The organism is Arthrobacter sp. sptzw32 (assembly GCF_059089735.1).
The window spans coordinates 93,165-108,601 of sequence record NZ_JBNHEZ010000008.1 but is presented as its reverse complement, the minus strand read 5'-3'; the positions used below and the strand labels follow the sequence as shown (position 1 = coordinate 108,601).

General features: G+C 63.7%; 17 protein-coding genes. 11 read left to right on the top strand and 6 right to left on the bottom strand.

From position 1 onward, the window contains the following. Window positions 1-27: 27 nt before the first annotated feature. The gene (locus tag AC5RVN_RS15460; RefSeq protein WP_494105276.1) at window positions 28-945 is read right to left on the bottom strand and encodes a metallophosphoesterase; all 918 of its coding nucleotides are present in this window, start codon (window positions 943-945) and stop codon (window positions 28-30) included. A gap of 225 nt (window positions 946-1,170) precedes the next feature. Between AC5RVN_RS15460 and AC5RVN_RS15455 the strand changes: the two genes are divergently transcribed. The 4 genes from AC5RVN_RS15455 to ctaD all read left to right on the top strand — a co-directional run bounded on the left by AC5RVN_RS15455 (window position 1,171) and on the right by ctaD (window position 4,706). Then, the gene (locus AC5RVN_RS15455; RefSeq protein WP_494105277.1) at window positions 1,171-1,530 is read left to right on the top strand and encodes a hypothetical protein; all 360 of its coding nucleotides are present in this window, start codon (window positions 1,171-1,173) and stop codon (window positions 1,528-1,530) included. 45 nt (window positions 1,531-1,575) lie between these two features. Beyond that, entirely contained in the window at window positions 1,576-1,824 is a 249-nt protein-coding gene (locus AC5RVN_RS15450) for a hypothetical protein (protein ID WP_494041568.1), read from the top strand. Window positions 1,825-2,133: 309 nt separating this feature from the next. Continuing rightward, on the top strand, window positions 2,134-2,952 hold the full coding sequence (gene ctaC / locus AC5RVN_RS15445; protein ID WP_494138574.1) for an aa3-type cytochrome oxidase subunit II: 819 nt from the start codon (window positions 2,134-2,136) through the stop codon (window positions 2,950-2,952). Further along, window positions 2,952-4,706: an aa3-type cytochrome oxidase subunit I gene (gene ctaD / locus AC5RVN_RS15440; RefSeq protein ID WP_494105278.1), complete on the top strand. Its 1,755-nt coding sequence runs from the start codon at window positions 2,952-2,954 to the stop codon at window positions 4,704-4,706. Before ctaC ends, ctaD begins: the two co-directional genes overlap by 1 nt. Window positions 4,707-4,778: 72 nt before the next feature. On the opposite strand, the gene AC5RVN_RS15435 is transcribed toward ctaD, so the two are convergent. Both AC5RVN_RS15435 and AC5RVN_RS15430 read right to left on the bottom strand, forming a co-directional pair. Beyond that, a complete protein-coding gene (locus tag AC5RVN_RS15435) occupies window positions 4,779-5,663 on the bottom strand; it encodes a manganese catalase (protein ID WP_494138504.1) in 885 nt (294 codons plus the stop codon). A 77-nt stretch (window positions 5,664-5,740) separates the two neighbouring features. Then, on the bottom strand, window positions 5,741-6,265 hold the full coding sequence (locus tag AC5RVN_RS15430) for a DUF2243 domain-containing protein (RefSeq protein ID WP_494138503.1): 525 nt from the start codon (window positions 6,263-6,265) through the stop codon (window positions 5,741-5,743). A gap of 219 nt (window positions 6,266-6,484) precedes the next feature. Between AC5RVN_RS15430 and AC5RVN_RS15425 the strand changes: the two genes are divergently transcribed. From AC5RVN_RS15425 to AC5RVN_RS15405, 5 genes are all read left to right on the top strand, one after another. Beyond that, complete coding sequence (locus tag AC5RVN_RS15425) at window positions 6,485-7,633, top strand: zinc-dependent alcohol dehydrogenase (RefSeq protein WP_494105281.1); 1,149 nt, start codon at window positions 6,485-6,487, stop codon at window positions 7,631-7,633. A 13-nt stretch (window positions 7,634-7,646) separates the two neighbouring features. Beyond that, the gene (locus AC5RVN_RS15420; RefSeq protein WP_494138502.1) at window positions 7,647-8,234 is read left to right on the top strand and encodes a hypothetical protein; all 588 of its coding nucleotides are present in this window, start codon (window positions 7,647-7,649) and stop codon (window positions 8,232-8,234) included. After that, window positions 8,231-9,001, top strand: coding sequence for an MBL fold metallo-hydrolase (locus AC5RVN_RS15415; RefSeq protein WP_494138501.1), 771 nt, complete (start codon window positions 8,231-8,233; stop codon window positions 8,999-9,001). The genes AC5RVN_RS15420 and AC5RVN_RS15415 overlap by 4 nt, the downstream gene beginning before the upstream one ends. Window positions 9,002-9,108: 107 nt before the next feature. Further along, entirely contained in the window at window positions 9,109-9,333 is a 225-nt protein-coding gene (locus tag AC5RVN_RS15410) for a hypothetical protein (RefSeq protein WP_494138500.1), read from the top strand. A gap of 104 nt (window positions 9,334-9,437) precedes the next feature. Next, window positions 9,438-9,701 carry a GlsB/YeaQ/YmgE family stress response membrane protein gene (locus AC5RVN_RS15405; RefSeq protein ID WP_494138499.1) on the top strand — a complete coding sequence of 88 codons (264 nt, stop codon included), beginning with the start codon at window positions 9,438-9,440 and terminating at the stop codon, window positions 9,699-9,701. Window positions 9,702-9,844: 143 nt separating this feature from the next. On the opposite strand, the gene nhaA is transcribed toward AC5RVN_RS15405, so the two are convergent. The 3 genes from nhaA to AC5RVN_RS15390 all read right to left on the bottom strand — a co-directional run bounded on the left by nhaA (window position 9,845) and on the right by AC5RVN_RS15390 (window position 13,362). After that, entirely contained in the window at window positions 9,845-11,182 is a 1,338-nt protein-coding gene (gene nhaA / locus AC5RVN_RS15400; RefSeq protein WP_494138498.1) for a Na+/H+ antiporter NhaA, read from the bottom strand. A 119-nt stretch (window positions 11,183-11,301) separates the two neighbouring features. Next, the gene (locus tag AC5RVN_RS15395; RefSeq protein ID WP_494138497.1) at window positions 11,302-11,976 is read right to left on the bottom strand and encodes a PAS and ANTAR domain-containing protein; all 675 of its coding nucleotides are present in this window, start codon (window positions 11,974-11,976) and stop codon (window positions 11,302-11,304) included. A gap of 165 nt (window positions 11,977-12,141) precedes the next feature. Further along, complete coding sequence (locus AC5RVN_RS15390; RefSeq protein ID WP_494138496.1) at window positions 12,142-13,362, bottom strand: FAD-dependent oxidoreductase; 1,221 nt, start codon at window positions 13,360-13,362, stop codon at window positions 12,142-12,144. A 179-nt stretch (window positions 13,363-13,541) separates the two neighbouring features. On the opposite strand from AC5RVN_RS15390, the gene AC5RVN_RS15385 reads away from it, so the two are divergent. Both AC5RVN_RS15385 and AC5RVN_RS15380 read left to right on the top strand, forming a co-directional pair. Beyond that, entirely contained in the window at window positions 13,542-14,204 is a 663-nt protein-coding gene (locus AC5RVN_RS15385) for an arsenate reductase/protein-tyrosine-phosphatase family protein (protein ID WP_494138495.1), read from the top strand. Window positions 14,205-14,318: 114 nt separating this feature from the next. Continuing rightward, complete coding sequence (locus AC5RVN_RS15380; RefSeq protein WP_494138494.1) at window positions 14,319-15,416, top strand: LCP family protein; 1,098 nt, start codon at window positions 14,319-14,321, stop codon at window positions 15,414-15,416. Window positions 15,417-15,437 lie beyond the last annotated feature (21 nt).

Genomic DNA, 15,437 nt, shown 5'->3' with positions numbered 1-15,437 from the left:
GCTGGTCCTTTCTTGGGGATTGGCGGCCTAGCGGCGGCCGATGGGGGTGCCTCCTGCGTTCTCGGTGGCGGAGGGGATGGTGACGGCCGCGGCCTGGAGCCGCTGGCGGGTTTCCTCGGCAGTGACGTAGGAACTCATCCGGGGGTACTCGCCCACCGGGACCACCGCAGAAACAAAGGTCCGGTTGTGGATGCGGATGAGGTTGAAGGAACGGGCGCCGTCCAGGCCCTGCATGGCCCCTGACGGCAATGCCAGGTCCTGGTTGTAGCTGGTGGAGGAGGCCACCGAAACGGGGATGTTGGCGAACGTGGAAAACACGCTGTGGTGTGTGTGGCCGGACAGGATGCCTATGACGTCACTGCCTTCCAGTACCTGCGCCAGGCTGTCCTGGTTCCGCAGCTCCGAAAGCACCGCGAGTTCCTGTACGGGGGGAACAGGCGGGTGGTGGATCACCAGGAGGGTGCCGTCGTCGGCCCTTGTTTCCAGTTCCGCGGCCAGCCAACGCAGCTGATGGGCGCTGATTTCCCCGTGGTGGTGGCCGGGAGTGGAGGAATCAAGAACCAGCACCCGCAGATTGCCCAAGTAATAGGTACGGTCGATGGGAAGCGTGTCCGGCGCCTCGTCAAGGAGCACCTTCTGGAAATTCCTGCGTTCGTCGTGGTTGCCCATGGCCCATATAAGCTGAGCCCCCATGCGCCCGGCGTACCCCTGGCACGTGGTCCGCAGGCGCCGGTAGGCCTCCACACTGCCCTTGTCCGTGAGATCGCCGGAAAAGATGATCGCTTCCGGTTTCAGGCCGCTGGCCTCTATGGCATCAAGGACTTCCACCAGCCCCGTCTGGGGATCCAGCTCGCCGTACAGCAGCCCCTCTTCCACAAAATGAGGGTCGCTCACGTGGACCAGCACATGGTTAGGGTTGGAGTACTCGGAACGGATCAGATGCATGGAAGCCTTTCAGCTGTTTCCCGGGGAGCCCACCAGGGAAGATGTGCTGACGGGCTCTGCATGCCGTCGAAAGAAGAACATAATAAGCACGCTTATGAATTGTTGGGAAGACTTGTCTTTTGTTACGGCTGTGTGCTGGTGCTGCCCCGGACGTGCTCTGCCGGTTCGGCGGACGGCTGTACTTCCCCTGTACTTCCCCCCTGCCCCGCGAGTAGATTCAGAAGCGTGACGGGCGTACCCGTCCTCCCCGGCACTCCTGCATCGGCCGGGCGAGCAGCTGCTGAAGCCACCCGGTGGCGCATTGTTGCAGAATCGGATAGAGCCATCATGCCGTCCTCGTACTTCCAGCAGTTCCTTGATGAGGCCACAATCCCGGACCCTGAGGCCGAGCACCCGTTGGGGCCCGACTGCCTCTACGGCCTCTATGTCAGCTGGGCTTCGCTGCATGGCTTCCGGGCCAAACCGGACCAGGCCTTCCGCGCTGGCATGTTGCGCTGCGGCGTGGATGTCAACCGCTCCCAATTGCACATGACCGGAGCGGCCGCAGCCGATTACATCCTCCGCAGTTACCCAGACGTCGCCTAAGGCAGCAACACAGGCCTACGGCAACAACGCTATTGGGGGACAGCGATGGGATTTGAACCGCACGAACCGGAGCAACGCCACGAACTCAATGCCGCCCTGCAGGAGGCCGACATCAGCGTCTCCGAGCTCTGGCTCCGGTACTTCAGCATGAGCGGCGTTGCCGGCGAGTATGAGGTCCAGGCCTACACGGAGGGACTGATCTCCCTGCCGGCCCTCCAGCGTGAACTGCTGGCCATGGCGGCCAGGGAAATCATCAGCGAAGCACCCGATGCGGCCGGCGGCGGGGCAAGCTGAAGTGACGCCCGACGCCGATAGTTTCGTCCCGCCGTCGGGCGTCACATCCTGCGGGGTGCCGGGCCGCCCGCTTCGGCGTGGTTGTTGGTGATCCCGGGGTTTGGCCGCGGAGGTCAAGGAAGAGCGCGGCCTCTTCCCATCGCGCTCCTACCCAAGCTAGTGTGGGCACAAAACCACTGGCCAGCGCCATGGGTAATTGGGCTCATGAAGTTGGGCCTCTGGGTCTGTCCGGAGGGAACCGCGGTGAGCACTGGAAGAAACACCTTCAAATGGCGGCGGAGTGCCGCGTTACTTTCGATTCCGGCCCTGATGGCTTTGACCTCCTGCTCTGCGGAGGTCCAGCGCGGCTGGTTGCCCGGCGAGCGGGACACCACGGACCACACGCCTCTGATCACGGACCTGTGGGTTAACTCCTGGATCGCTGCACTGATTATTGGTGTGATCACGTGGGGGCTCATTCTGTGGTGCATCATCGCCTACCGCCGCAGGAAGGACACCGTTGGGTTTCCACGCCAGATGAGCTACAACCTCCCGCTGGAAGTCTTCTACCTGTCGGTGCCGCTGATGATTGTTGGGGTCCTGTTCGTGTTCACCGACCGCGACCAGCGCGCCATAGACGACCGCTTCGAGGACCCGGATGTCATCATCGACGTCCGCGGAAAGCAATGGTCCTGGGACTTCAACTACGTCAAGGAAGACGTCCACGAGGATCCCGGCGTGCAGGCCCACCTGGACGGTAAGTACGGCGCTCCTGACAGGCTGCCCACCCTGTACCTTCCAGTGGGTAAGAAGGTTGAGCTGCAGCTGAACTCCCGGGATGTTCAGCACTCCTTCTTTCTGGTGGAGTTCCTCCAGAAACGGGACATGTACCCGGGCGAAAACCAGTTCAACAGGTTTATCGACATCATTCCCAACCGCACCGGGGAGTTCACCGGCAAGTGTGCCGAGCTTTGCGGTGAATACCATTCCGAAATGCTCTTTAAGGTTCGGGTGGTGACCGAGCAGGAATACAACAGCCACATCTCGGATCTCCGGGCAAAGGGCAACACCGGCATCCTCGGCGACAAATATGACAAGAATCCGGCACAACCGGCCCTGGAACGGGCACAGCAAAGGACGGAACCGTAATGACCGCCATCGGCCAGAACACGGGCATTACAACGGATACTGCCGCACCCTCGGTGGTCAAACGCCCCAAGGGCAGCATGGTGGTCAGTTGGATCACTTCCACGGACCACAAGACCATCGGGTATATGTACCTGATCGCGTCCTTTATTTTCTTCCTCCTTGGCGGCGTGATGGCGCTGTTGATCCGTGCCGAATTGTTTGAACCCGGGATGCAGATCCTGCAGACCAAGGAGCAGTACAACCAGCTCTTCACCATGCACGGCACCGTAATGCTGCTGATGTTTGCCACTCCGCTGTTTGCCGGGTTTACGAACGTAATCATGCCGCTGCAGATTGGTGCGCCGGACGTTGCCTTTCCCCGGTTGAACGCGCTGGCTTTCTGGTTCTTCCTGTTCGGCTCCACGATTGCAACATCGGGCTTCATCACCCCGCAGGGGGCTGCCTCCTTCGGGTGGTTCGCCTACGCGCCGCTGTCCAACACCACCTTCAGCCCGGGCATCGGCGGTGATCTCTGGGTCTTCGGCCTGGCGTTGTCAGGTTTCGGCACGATCCTTGGTGCGGTCAACTTCATCACCACCATCATCTGCATGCGGGCCCCGGGCCTCACGATGTGGCGGATGCCGATCTTCACCTGGAACGCCCTGGTGACGTCCATCCTGGTGCTTATGGCATTCCCGCCGCTGGCCTCGGCCCTGTTTGCTTTAGGAGCGGACAGGAAGTTCGGCGCCCACATCTTCGACCCCGCCAACGGTGGCGCCATCCTTTGGCAGCACCTGTTCTGGTTCTTTGGCCACCCCGAGGTGTACATCATCGCGCTGCCGTTCTTCGGCATTGTCTCCGAGATCTTCCCGGTATTCAGCCGGAAACCCCTGTTCGGCTACAAGGGCATTGTGTATGCCACCATCGCCATCGCGGCCCTGTCCGTAACGGTGTGGGCCCACCACATGTACGTCACCGGCGCGGTGCTGCTGCCGTTCTTCGCGTTCATGACCATGCTCATCGCGGTTCCCACCGGTGTGAAGTTCTTCAACTGGATCGGCACCATGTGGGGCGGTTCGCTGACGTTCGAAACCCCCATGTTGTGGAGCATCGGGTTCCTGATCACGTTCCTCTTCGGCGGCCTCACCGGCATCATCCTGGCGTCCCCGCCGCTGGACTTCCACGTCTCCGACACCTATTTCGTGGTGGCCCATTTCCACTACGTGGTGTTCGGCACCGTGGTGTTTGCGATGTTCGCAGGATTCTACTTCTGGTGGCCCAAGTTCACCGGCACCATGCTGAACGAGCGCCTGGGCAAGATCCACTTCTGGCTCCTCTTCCTGGGCTTCCACGCCACCTTCCTCATCCAGCACTGGCTCGGCGTGGAGGGTATGCCCCGCAGGTACGCCGACTACATGCCGGAGGACAACTTCACCTGGATGAACCAGTTTTCCACCCTGGGTTCCTTCCTCCTGGGTGCGTCCCTGATTCCCTTCTGGTGGAACGTCTACATCACCTGGCGGCACGGCAAGAAGGTCACGGTAGACGATCCCTGGGGCTTCGGAGCATCACTTGAGTGGGCCACGTCCTGCCCGCCGCCGCGGCACAACTTCACCTCGTTGCCCCGGATCCGGTCCGAGCGCCCGGCCCTGGACCTGCACCACCCCGAGCTCAGCGTGCGGGAGCACGCGCCTGCTGACAACCCGATTGCCGACGTCCTGGGCGCTGCGGACATCGGCCCGAGCGACGTCAAGAGCCCGGACCCCAATACGTAGCCGTTCCATAACGAAGCCCCCTGCCGCTGGCCCTTTTTCAGGGGCCGGCGGCAGGGGGCTTTTCGCTGCCGGTTACTCCTTGTTGAGTTTGTCCTGAATGGTTCCCGCTGCCTTTTCCATGATGTTCGGCAGCTCGGTGGTGCCGTAGAAGCGCGAGTCCGGGTGCGTGGGCGGCGGCATGGGGACACCGGCCGGGGGCTCTGCCACGTAGCTGAACTCACCGAGGCCGTCCGGCGAAGGACCCTTGGCCCATGAACCTTCCGCGGCTGCCTGGCCGTCGGAGAAGTTCCGGTACTGGTAGGCGACGTCCCGCATCTCCTTGTTGATGGGGAAGTTGCTGGGCACGGGGAAGTTCTCGTTGCCTTCCTCCTGCAGCTCGCGTGCTGCAGCAATCCACTGGTTCTGGTGCATGGTGTCCCGGGCCAGCAGGAAGGACAACATATCCCGGATGCCGTGGTCATCGGTCATGTGGTAGAGCCGGGCCACCTGGAGCCGGCCCTGCATCTCCGCGTTGGCGTTCGCCCAGAAGTCAGCGAGCATGTTGCCGCTGGCGGTGACATAGCTGCCCTGCCAGGGGTTGCCATTGCTGTCCACCGGCCGGACGCCCGCCCCGGCTACGATGGCAGACTGGACATCGGTTCCGCCCACGATGGCAGCGACAGTGGGGTCTGACTGGACCGCGTCCTCGGTGATTCCGAGGGGCGCTTTTTCGAGCAGCTGGGCGATCATGGTGGCCAGCATCTCCACGTGGCCGAATTCCTCCGCGCCGATCCCGAAGAGCATGTCCCGGTATTTACCAGGCATGTGGGCGTTCCAAGCCTGGAACGAGTACTGCATGGCAACGGTGATTTCGCCGTATTGGCCGCCCAGCACCTCCTGGAGCTTACGGGCGTAGACGGCGTCCGGCTTGTCCGGGGTTGCCTTGTATTGAAGTTCCTGCTTGTGAAAGAAAACCATGAGTATGTCCTCTCGAGCTCACATTCGGGTATTTGGAACCGTGCTGGTTCCGGCAGCCGATTTAATCAGCATGCTTACTATCCTGCGCTAGATCCGCCGGTTTTTCCAGACGCTGGGCTACCCCTGAACAGAAGCCAGCCGCCCAGGACCAACAGCACGCTGACCGCCAGGAATCCGAGGTCCCATACCAGCGGTCCGCCCAGATCATCCCGGACGTGGTGGATTTGCAGCACCTGGTGGTTGATCAGGCCTTCGATGATGTTGAAGACGCCCCAGCCGACGAGGACCAGGCCGGTGTGGAAGTTCCAGCGGGCTGAGAGAGTCCCCTGCTGCCGGGCGCGGATGGCCAGGGCTGCCGCGGCCACCACCAGCACCCACATGGCACTGTGGAACAGGCCGTCCGCCAACGTGTTCAGCTCCAGGCCTGGAACGGTTTTCGTGTTGCCGCTTTCGGTGTGGCTGAGCATGTGGTGCCATTGCAGCAGCTGGTGCAGGACGATGCCGTCCACGAATCCGCCAATGCCCATGCCGAACAGGATCGCAGGGGCTTTGGCCGGCGCTCCGGCCGCCTTCGCCGGCATGGTCCGGGTTTCCCGTGACATTCTTCCGCTCCCCCTTTGATCGAGGCACCTGTCACCCTGTCCCCTACCCGCCGTCGGACGCTCTAAGCATTCTGTGCTCCCCCTTATGTGCCTGCGCTCCGGCCCTTGACCATCTCCTGCCCGAGGTGGAAACGTAGGGCAGGCGGTGCGCCTCAAGGAGCGGGGTGGTTCCTGCACGAGACGGAACCGCACTGCCAGCCAACAACCAAGGCGGCACACATGCGAGCAATGGTTTATCGCGGCCCGTACAAAATCCGGGTCGAAGAAAAAGACATTCCCAAGATCGAGCACCCCAATGATGCCATCATCCGCGTTACCACCGGCGCCATCTGCGGCTCGGACCTGCACCTCTATCACGGCATGATGCCGGATACCCGGGTGGGGATGACGTTCGGGCACGAGTTTGTGGGCGTGGTGCATGAGGTGGGCTCCTCGGTGCAGAACCTGGCTGTCGGGGACCGGGTGATGGTCCCGTTCAATGTGTACTGCGGATCGTGCTATTTCTGCTCCCGCGGCCTGTTTTCGAACTGCCACAACGTGAACCCGAACGCGACGGCGGTGGGCGGCATCTACGGCTACTCCCACACGTGCGGAGGGTACGACGGCGGCCAGGCAGAATTCGTGCGCGTTCCCTTCGCGGACGTGGGGCCTTCAAAGATTCCGGACTGGATGGACGAGGAGGACGCCGTCCTGCTCACCGACGCACTTCCCACCGGATACTTCGGTGCGCAGCTGGGCGACATCGTTGAAGGCGACACCGTGGTGGTGTTCGGAGCCGGGCCCGTCGGCTTGTTTGCGGCCAAGTCCTCCTGGCTGATGGGGGCTGGGCGCGTGATCGTTATCGACCACCTGGAGTACAGACTGGAAAAAGCACGCACCTTCGCCCACGCCGAAACGTACAACTTTGTTGAGTACGACGACATTGTGGTGCACCTGAAGAAAGCGACCGACTACCTGGGCGCCGACGTCGTGATCGATGCCGTAGGGGCCGAAGCGGACGGCAACTTCCTCCAGCACGTCACCGCCTCCAAGTTCAAGTTGCAGGGCGGCTCGCCGGTGGCGCTGAACTGGGCCATCGACGCGGTGCGCAAGGGCGGGACGGTGTCCGTGGTGGGCGCGTACGGCCCCATCTTCAGCGCCGTGAAGTTCGGGGACGCCGTCAACAAGGGCCTGACGCTGCGGATGAACCAATGCCCGGTCAAGCGGCAGTGGCCCCGGTTGTTCGAGCACATCCGGAACGGCTACCTCAAGCCCAGTGACATCGTTACCCACCGCATCCCGCTGGAACACATCGCAGAGGGCTACCACATCTTCTCCGGCAAGCTCGATGACTGCATCAAGCCCCTGATCGTTTCCACCCCGGCCTGAAAGGAACGGCACCATGGCTGAAATACCAACGCCTTACACCGCCGGAAAGCCCGGCCTGAAGGAATCCGCGCAGGACCTGCGGGCGCGCATTCCAGGGTGGGGAGCAGACCTCGATCCCGCCGACCGGCCTTCGTTCCCCCGGGAACAGCCCGGGATTGAAACCGGAGCGCACTGGGACTTTCCCGAACGCCAGCAGGAGGAGTGGCCGCGGGAGAGATCCATCGAGCATGCCTTTGTCACGCCTGTTTTTGGCACCTCCACCCCGCCTGCCGGCGCGTCCGGGGCCATTCGTAAATACGCCTATGCCCGGTTCAGTGAGGGCCGGGCGGCGCACTGGCTGCTGCTCATTGCCGCGGACCGGGTGGACGCGTGGGAGCACCACCTGCGCTCGTTGGCCACGCCGCGCCCGGACAACCCGGTGACCGAGACAGGAGTGCTCAGCGAGTTCTCCCGCCACGGCCTCAGCTCCCGCTTCGGCAAAAAACGGGCGGACGTGAACCACCAATGGATCGATCCGATCCTGGTTGGCGGGCCTTGGGTGCTCGCCGGCCTGGGTGGCGTCGCTGCTGTGCGTGCGATCTTGCGGGCAGGCCGGAAATGACACAGGCCACCTCGGGGAAGGCTTCATTCACCACGGTGGCGGACGGCGTGCACTGTGTCTCAGAAGCCTTCGTCAACTTCTACCTGGTGGAGAGCCCTGACGGACTGACCCTGGTGGACTCCGGGCTGCCTGCGATGTGGAAGACGCTGGAAGAATTGGTCCGGGAACTGGGGCACGGGGTGGGCGACATTAAGGCCGTGGTGCTCACCCACGCCCACTTCGACCACCTGGGCCTCGCACAACGGCTGCACACCGAGTTCGAGGTCCCGGTCTGGGTTCACGGCGGCGACTCCTTCATCGCCCGCCACCCCTACCGGTACCAGCACGAAAAGTCCCGCTTCGTCTTCTCGCTCTCCCATCCCCGCGGCCTGCCCGTCCTGGCCAGCATGACCAAGGCCGGTGCCCTGCGGGTGAAGGGTGTGGACGAACTCACCCTGTTTCCCGCCGGGAACGGTACGCTGCCCGTGCCGGGGTCCCCTGAGGTGGTGTTCTCCCCTGGCCACACCGCCGGGCACTGCGGGCTATATCTGCGGGACCGGGACGTGCTGTTCAGCGGGGATGCCCTGGTGACCCTTGATCCCTATTCGGGCCGGACAGGGCCCCGCATCGTGGCCGGGGCTGCCACCATGGACAGCCGGCAGAACCTGGACACCCTCACACAGCTCGCCCGGACCGGTGCCTCCCTGGTTCTTCCCGGGCACGGCCAACCCTGGACCGGCGGCATAGAGGAGGCGGTGGCGGCAGCCCGGCGGGAGGCGGGATCCTGAGCCCGACGGCTCATCTTTTTGACGCAGGAAAATCACGCTGTTGAAACATCCCAGCAATCTGGGCACGGCAAGCTGTGCGTACGGGGATACAACAGCAGGAGGCTCTCATGAAGGCACACAAAGTACTGACGGACCAGCTTCGCATCGGCGACCAGATCGAGGCGTGGCACAACGGCAAGCTCTTTCACCGGGGGCGGGTGACCGACGTCGTACCCGCCCTGGAACTGTTCTGGATCCTGGACGCCAGGACCGGCACGAGGAAGCTGCTGGATCCGGAGGCACTGGAGATCCGGCACGTCGAGGCACCGGTCGCGCCGGTGGCTACGGCCTAAGACTTTGATTCCCGGGACAACAGTAAGCATGCTTACAATAGAGCCATTGCGGCACCCTGCGGCAGTCCGGGCCGAGCCCGGTGACCACCATGAAGGAGCACACCGTGATTGGATTCATTGTTGCCGGCCTGATCATCGGCGCGTTGGCCCGCCTCATTAAGCCGGGCAAGCAGAACCTTGGCCTGCTTGCCACTCTCCTGCTGGGCCTCGTTGGGTCGGTTATTGGCGGAGTTGTGGCGTCCCTGCTGGGCACGGGGGACATTTTTGAACTGAACTTCCTGGGCTTTATCGTGGCTGTCATCGCCGCGGTGCTCCTCATCGGCACCGCCGAGGCGGTCGCAGGCCGCCGGAATGCAGTCCGGCGCTAAAACCGCCTAAGCGCCCATTCAAAGTGGGCAGCCAGACGACGGAACGTCATGCAACAGGCCCCGGGATTTCCCGGGGCCTGTTGCAATTAAGTGCTCCCGGCCGGCTGCGGTGACAGCCCGACGCCGGCCGATGGTTGGGCTCCCTACGCCCGGTCCTGGTACACGTCGGGGATGCCGTCCTGGTCCGCGTCCACCTTTTCGGCTTCCTCAGCTTCGCGGTACTGGCGGTTCCTGGTCCGCAGCACGGCCGTGGCCAGCAGCGCCGCCAACAGTGAGGCGGTGAGGATCCCTACTTTGGCGTGGTCGTCGTGCAGGCTGCCCTGGCCGAAGCTGAGTTCGGCCACCAGCAGGGACACAGTGAACCCGATGCCGGCCAGGAGGGACACGCCAAAGACGTCAATCCATTTGAAGGACTTGTCCAGCTCCGCCCGGCTGGTTTTGGTCAGCAGCCAGGTGGTGCCCATAATCCCGATCGGCTTTCCGAAAACCAAGCCCGCGATGATGCCGACGGCCACGGGATCAGCCAGCGCCGAGCCCAGCCCTTCCCAGCCGCCCACGGCCACACCGGCCGAGAAGAACGCGAAGATCGGCACGGCGATGCCTGCGGAGATGGGCCGGAAACGGTGTTCAAAAATTTCTGCCAGCCCCGGTCCTGCTTCGGGCCCGCCGCCTGCCTGTGAGCGGATCACCGGTACGGCGAAGCCGAGCAGTACTCCGGCCACCGTGGCATGGATGCCGGAGGCGTGGACAAGTGCCCAGGTGATCACCCCGAGCGGCAGCAGGATGACCCAGGCCGCGGGCGCCTTCATGCCGAAGAAATAGCGGAACCTGTGCGCCAGGAAGGCATAGAGCGCCAGCGGTATGAGGGCCAGGAGCAGCGGCATGACGTGCAGGTCGCTGGTGTAAAAGAAAGCGATGATGCTGATGGCGATCAGGTCATCCACGACGGCCAGGGTCAGGAGGAAAATCCGCAGCGCGCTGGGCAGATGCGATCCGATGATGGCCAGGACAGCTACCGCGAACGCGATGTCAGTGGCCGTGGGGATGGCCCAGCCGCGGATGGTTTCGGGGCTGGCAACGTTGAATGCGATGTAGATCAGCGCGGGGACCGCTACACCGCCTACTGCGGCAGCCACCGGAACGATCGACTTGTTGATTTGCCGCAGGTCCCCCGCAACGAACTCCCGCTTGAGTTCCAGTCCCACCAGGAAGAAAAAGATGGCTAGCAGCCCGTCTGCCGCCCAGGCGCCGAGGCTGAGGTCAAGGTGCCACGGTTCGTAGCCTACTTTGTAATCCCGCAGGGCGAAGTAGCTGTCGGCGGCGGGCGAGTTGGCCCAAACCAAAGCAATGATTGCTGCCGCAACCAGCAGGGCTCCGCCCACGGTCTCTTTGCGAAGAATCTCCCCGATCCGTAGGGATTCGGCGTAACTGCCGCGCCCAAAAATAGTGGAGCGGGGGTTGGGCGGGGGCATTTGACTCATAAAGTGTCCTTATATCCGGGCTCGACAATTCTATTGCCGACCAGACTTCCCGGCGCACCTTCGGTCCATTCTACAGAGCGGGGCTTGGTTCCCACTCCAGGTGTTGCAATATGACACTTTCACCCGGCCCGGCGCGCGGCGCTTCCCGGCCACCTGCTGTCATGGGCGATGGCCTTCACTGCGGCGTCGAGATACCCGCCTGTAGCCGCCGAGTTTGCCAGCTGGACCAGTTCGGCTGCCACCACCACCAGTTTGACGTTGCGGTGGCTGCTGGTGCTCACCAGCACCTGGAAGGCATCGTCAGACCCCAACTTCAGCTGGCCCATCAGAATCCCCCTGGCCTGGTCGATGACGCTGCGGGTGGAGGTTGCCCCCGCTACGGCTTCGCGGGTTTTTTCCTCGGTTTCACGCTGGAGCGTGGAGGTGAGGTCGATCATGACCCCTTCCATGGTGGTGACTTTCCCCGCCTCACCCATCATGGCTTCCCCGGATGTGAGGACGCGCCGGGTCCTTCCGCGGGAGTCGATAATCCGGTGATACATGCAAAAGTAGCCTCCGGTCTTAATAACCTGTGCCACGATGTCTTCACACTTGGGCCTGTCATCAGGGTGCTTGTGCGAGAACAGCAGCTCCACCGTGGGGACCACTTCGCCGCGCTCATACCCGTGCAGTTGGTACATGCCGTCCGACCATTGAATTTTCCAGCCCTCCACGTCTACGTGGAAGGTGCCCGCCGCGCACTCGTTGCCTCCCAACGCGCTCGAGTACGTGTAGGGGCCGCTCAGCTCAGCCACAGAGCCACCTCCGGTTAAATTTTCAGCCCCACCCAGCGGGCGCAGGCGTCGTTGCCTGTTTTCTTCATTATGGCCAAGAAGCGGCGCGGCGGATAGGCCGGTGCCTCCCCCGCCGCCCGAAGATGATTGAGCGCGGCCTTTGCGTGCAGCTGGCGGCCTGGGGTTTCAGGTACTGCGGCTGTTGACGTGTTCGGGGCGGATTCCTATTCCGACGAAGCGGGCTGTGACCGGACGCAGCAGCGGCGAAGCGGTCCGGATCAGGACCACCAGCCAGCGGGGTGCGATGCGGCGGCCGGCAGTTGCCCTTGCCAGCGCCTTGTGGCCATTCCGCTGCAGCCTTTGCATGATCTTTACGGGTATTTCCCGCCTTCGCTGCACGCCCGCAAGCTTTTCTTCAGGAGCCGCCCCGTTTGCTAGGTCCTCCGCGACGGCGTTGAATAGTGCGACGGCATCCTGGATGGCGAAGTTGACGCCGACTCCGAACATCGGGGACATCGCATGGGCGGCGTCGCCGATGGCGATGAATCCCGGCCGATACCAGCGCCGGAGCCGGTTGATCTGGACCGACAGGAGTTTGACCTGGTCCCAGCCCAAGAGGGTGCCCACCACCGGCTGAAGAACAGGAGCAGCAGCGGTTATCCGTGCCTGAAGGGCGTCGATTCCTCCGGCGCGAAGTTCGTCGAAGCCGCCCTTTGGGATGACCATCCCGGACTGGTACCTGTCGCCACGATCGATAGTGAGGACCATTCCCTGGGCGGATACGTATCCAAGGGTGGCTGGCGGTGGCTTGGGCGGTTTTGGCAGGTTGAAGCACAGCACGTCGATGGGCACGCCGTATCCATCGGGAGCGAGCCCGGCAGCGGCGCGCAGAACCGAAGCACGGCCGTCCGCAGCGACGGTAAGCGTCGCACGGATGTCCAGTCCGCCGTCGGCCGTTCCCGCTTGGACACCGCAAACCTGGCCGTTCTCAATGATGAGGCCGGTTGCTTCAGTGGACATGCGCAGTTCGAAGTTGGGGAAGGCCGCCGCCTCCCGGGCAAGGAAGTTCAGGAAGTCCCATTGCGGGGCGAAGACGAGGAAGTTGTCCGGACGTGGCAGGGTGCTGAAGTCGACGATGGTGATGCGCTGGCCGTCGACAACCGCGTCCAGGGTGGACAAACGCGTCAGCGGCAGTTCCAGGAACTTTTCGCGCAGCCCGATTTCGCCGAGCAGTGTCACGGTGGAGGGATGGACCGTGTCCCCGCGGAAGTCGCGCAGGAAGTCCCCGTGTTTCTCCAGGACGGTTACACGCAGGCCGTTGCGGGCGAGCAGGTAGCCGAGGACCATCCCGGCCGGGCCGCCGCCGGCGATGACGCAGTCCCGTTCGATAGCGCTTTCCACACTCATATCATCGTGCCTATTGCAGGAAAGTGAGAGACGATCCCGGGAAAACCTGCGTTGTGTGGAAGAGGATCCCGGGAAAACCTGCGTTAGGTGAGAAAGCGTGCGGGGAGGTGCGTCCGGCGCCGGGCGGTTGCGTGTAAGTTGAAAAGCACGGACGCACCGGCTGGAAAGAGAAATCTCCCTTGGACTCACCCGCACCAGTAAGAATCCTGACCGTCTGCACGGGCAACATCTGCCGGTCCCCCGTGGCCGAACGGCTGCTGCAGGCAGGGCTCAACCAGGTGCTGCCGGGCGGTTTCGAGGTTGCCAGCGCCGGGACCCGGGCCATGGTGGGCGACCCCATGCAGCCCATCTCCGCTGACATCGTGCGCACCTTCGGCGGCGACCCTGACAACTTCGCTGCCCGCCAACTGACGCCCAGGATCCTGCGCGGCGTGGACCTGGTACTGACGATGACCTCCGGGCACCGCGGCGAGGTCCTGCAGCTGGACGCGTCCCTCCTTAAACGGACCTTCACCATCCGCGAGTTCGCCCGGATGCTTGACGTCCTGGACGGGCGAGCCGCCACCTCCGGGGGCAAGGAACCTCAATCAGGATTGTCCGACGACGGCGACCCGCTGGCCGTCAACCATGCCTTCTGGCGGGGCTTGCCGGCGAGCGCAGCCGCCGTGCGGCACCTGTCGCTGCCTCCGGACCCGTCAGAGAACGACATCATCGACCCCTACCGCCGCGCGCCGGAGGTGTACCGGCAGATGGAAGACGAACTCGCACCGGCCATCGTGTCCATCCTGCGCCATGCACGCCTCAACGCTCCCGTTCCCGGGACGCGTGCCGGGACCTTGTAGCGTTCGGGCAACCCGGCGCCTTTCCCTGAGATGACAGTTTGGACACGTCTGTAGCCAGGGAGGCCTCGTGGGGCGGACACTGATCCCACCATCCCCACACTGAGGTGAGGCACAATGAGTTCGCCTGGCGGTTCTGAACCCGGCACCAGCCCCTCCAGCCCCCGGCCACGCGGCCCTGTCCTGGCTTCGCTCGGGCGGCGCCGGTGGATTGCTGCACTGCTGGCGCTGGCGCTCGTGGCGGTTGCCGTCGTCGCCGTCGTCAGCCTCAACCGCACGGGCGCTGAGGCACAACCGGCTGCAACGCAAAGCGAAACCCCCTCACCCACCCCAACTGCAACACCTTCCGAAACCCCGCCGCCGGCCCCGCCTCCTCCGCCGCCTATTCCGGAACACCCTGCCGTTGCCATGAACGTCCTGGTGATCGGCAGCGACATGCGGGGCATCGCGAAGGACGCGGCAGCCCATACCGAGGCAACCGGCCAGCCCATGGACCAACGTGCCGATGTCCTGATGCTGGTCCACGTCCCGGCCGACCGCCGGACCCTGTACATCGTGTCCATGAACAGGGACATGTGGGTGGATATCCCCGGCTTCGGCGGAGGGAAGATCAACGCCGGCCTCCAGTACGGCGGGATCGACATGGCCACCCGGACGGTGCAGCAGCTGTTGGGGATCACCATCGACCACACCCTGATGCTGGACTTCGGCGGCTTCAAGCTGATGGTGGACGGGCTGGGCGGCATCGACGTCAACGTTCCCGTCCCGTTCCAGTCCACGCACGATACCGGGCACGTCTTCGGGCCGGGTGTGAACCACCTGGACGGCCAGGCGGCGCTGGAGTTTGTCCGGGAGCGGTACGCGTTCGTGGACGGCGACTTCCAGCGCGTGCGCAACCAGCAGATCCTGCTCCGCGCCGTCCTCGCACGCCTCACTACCGGCGGCGCCCTGAACGACGTGACGGCCGTCCGGAGCCTGGTGGATTTCGCATCCTGCTGCCTGACGGTGAACAAGGGCTTTGACCCTGTGCAGGCCGCCATCCTCGCATACAGCCTCCGGAACCTGGACGTGAACGCCATCGGTACGATGACGCTGCCTACGGCCGGCAACGGCTTCATCGCCGGGCAGTCCGTGCTCCTTCCGGACTACGGCGCCATCTACGCTGTGGGGGCAGCCCTGCGGGAGGGCCGGATCGGGGAGTTCGCAGTGCCATAGGTCCGGAGCCGGAGGAGCGGC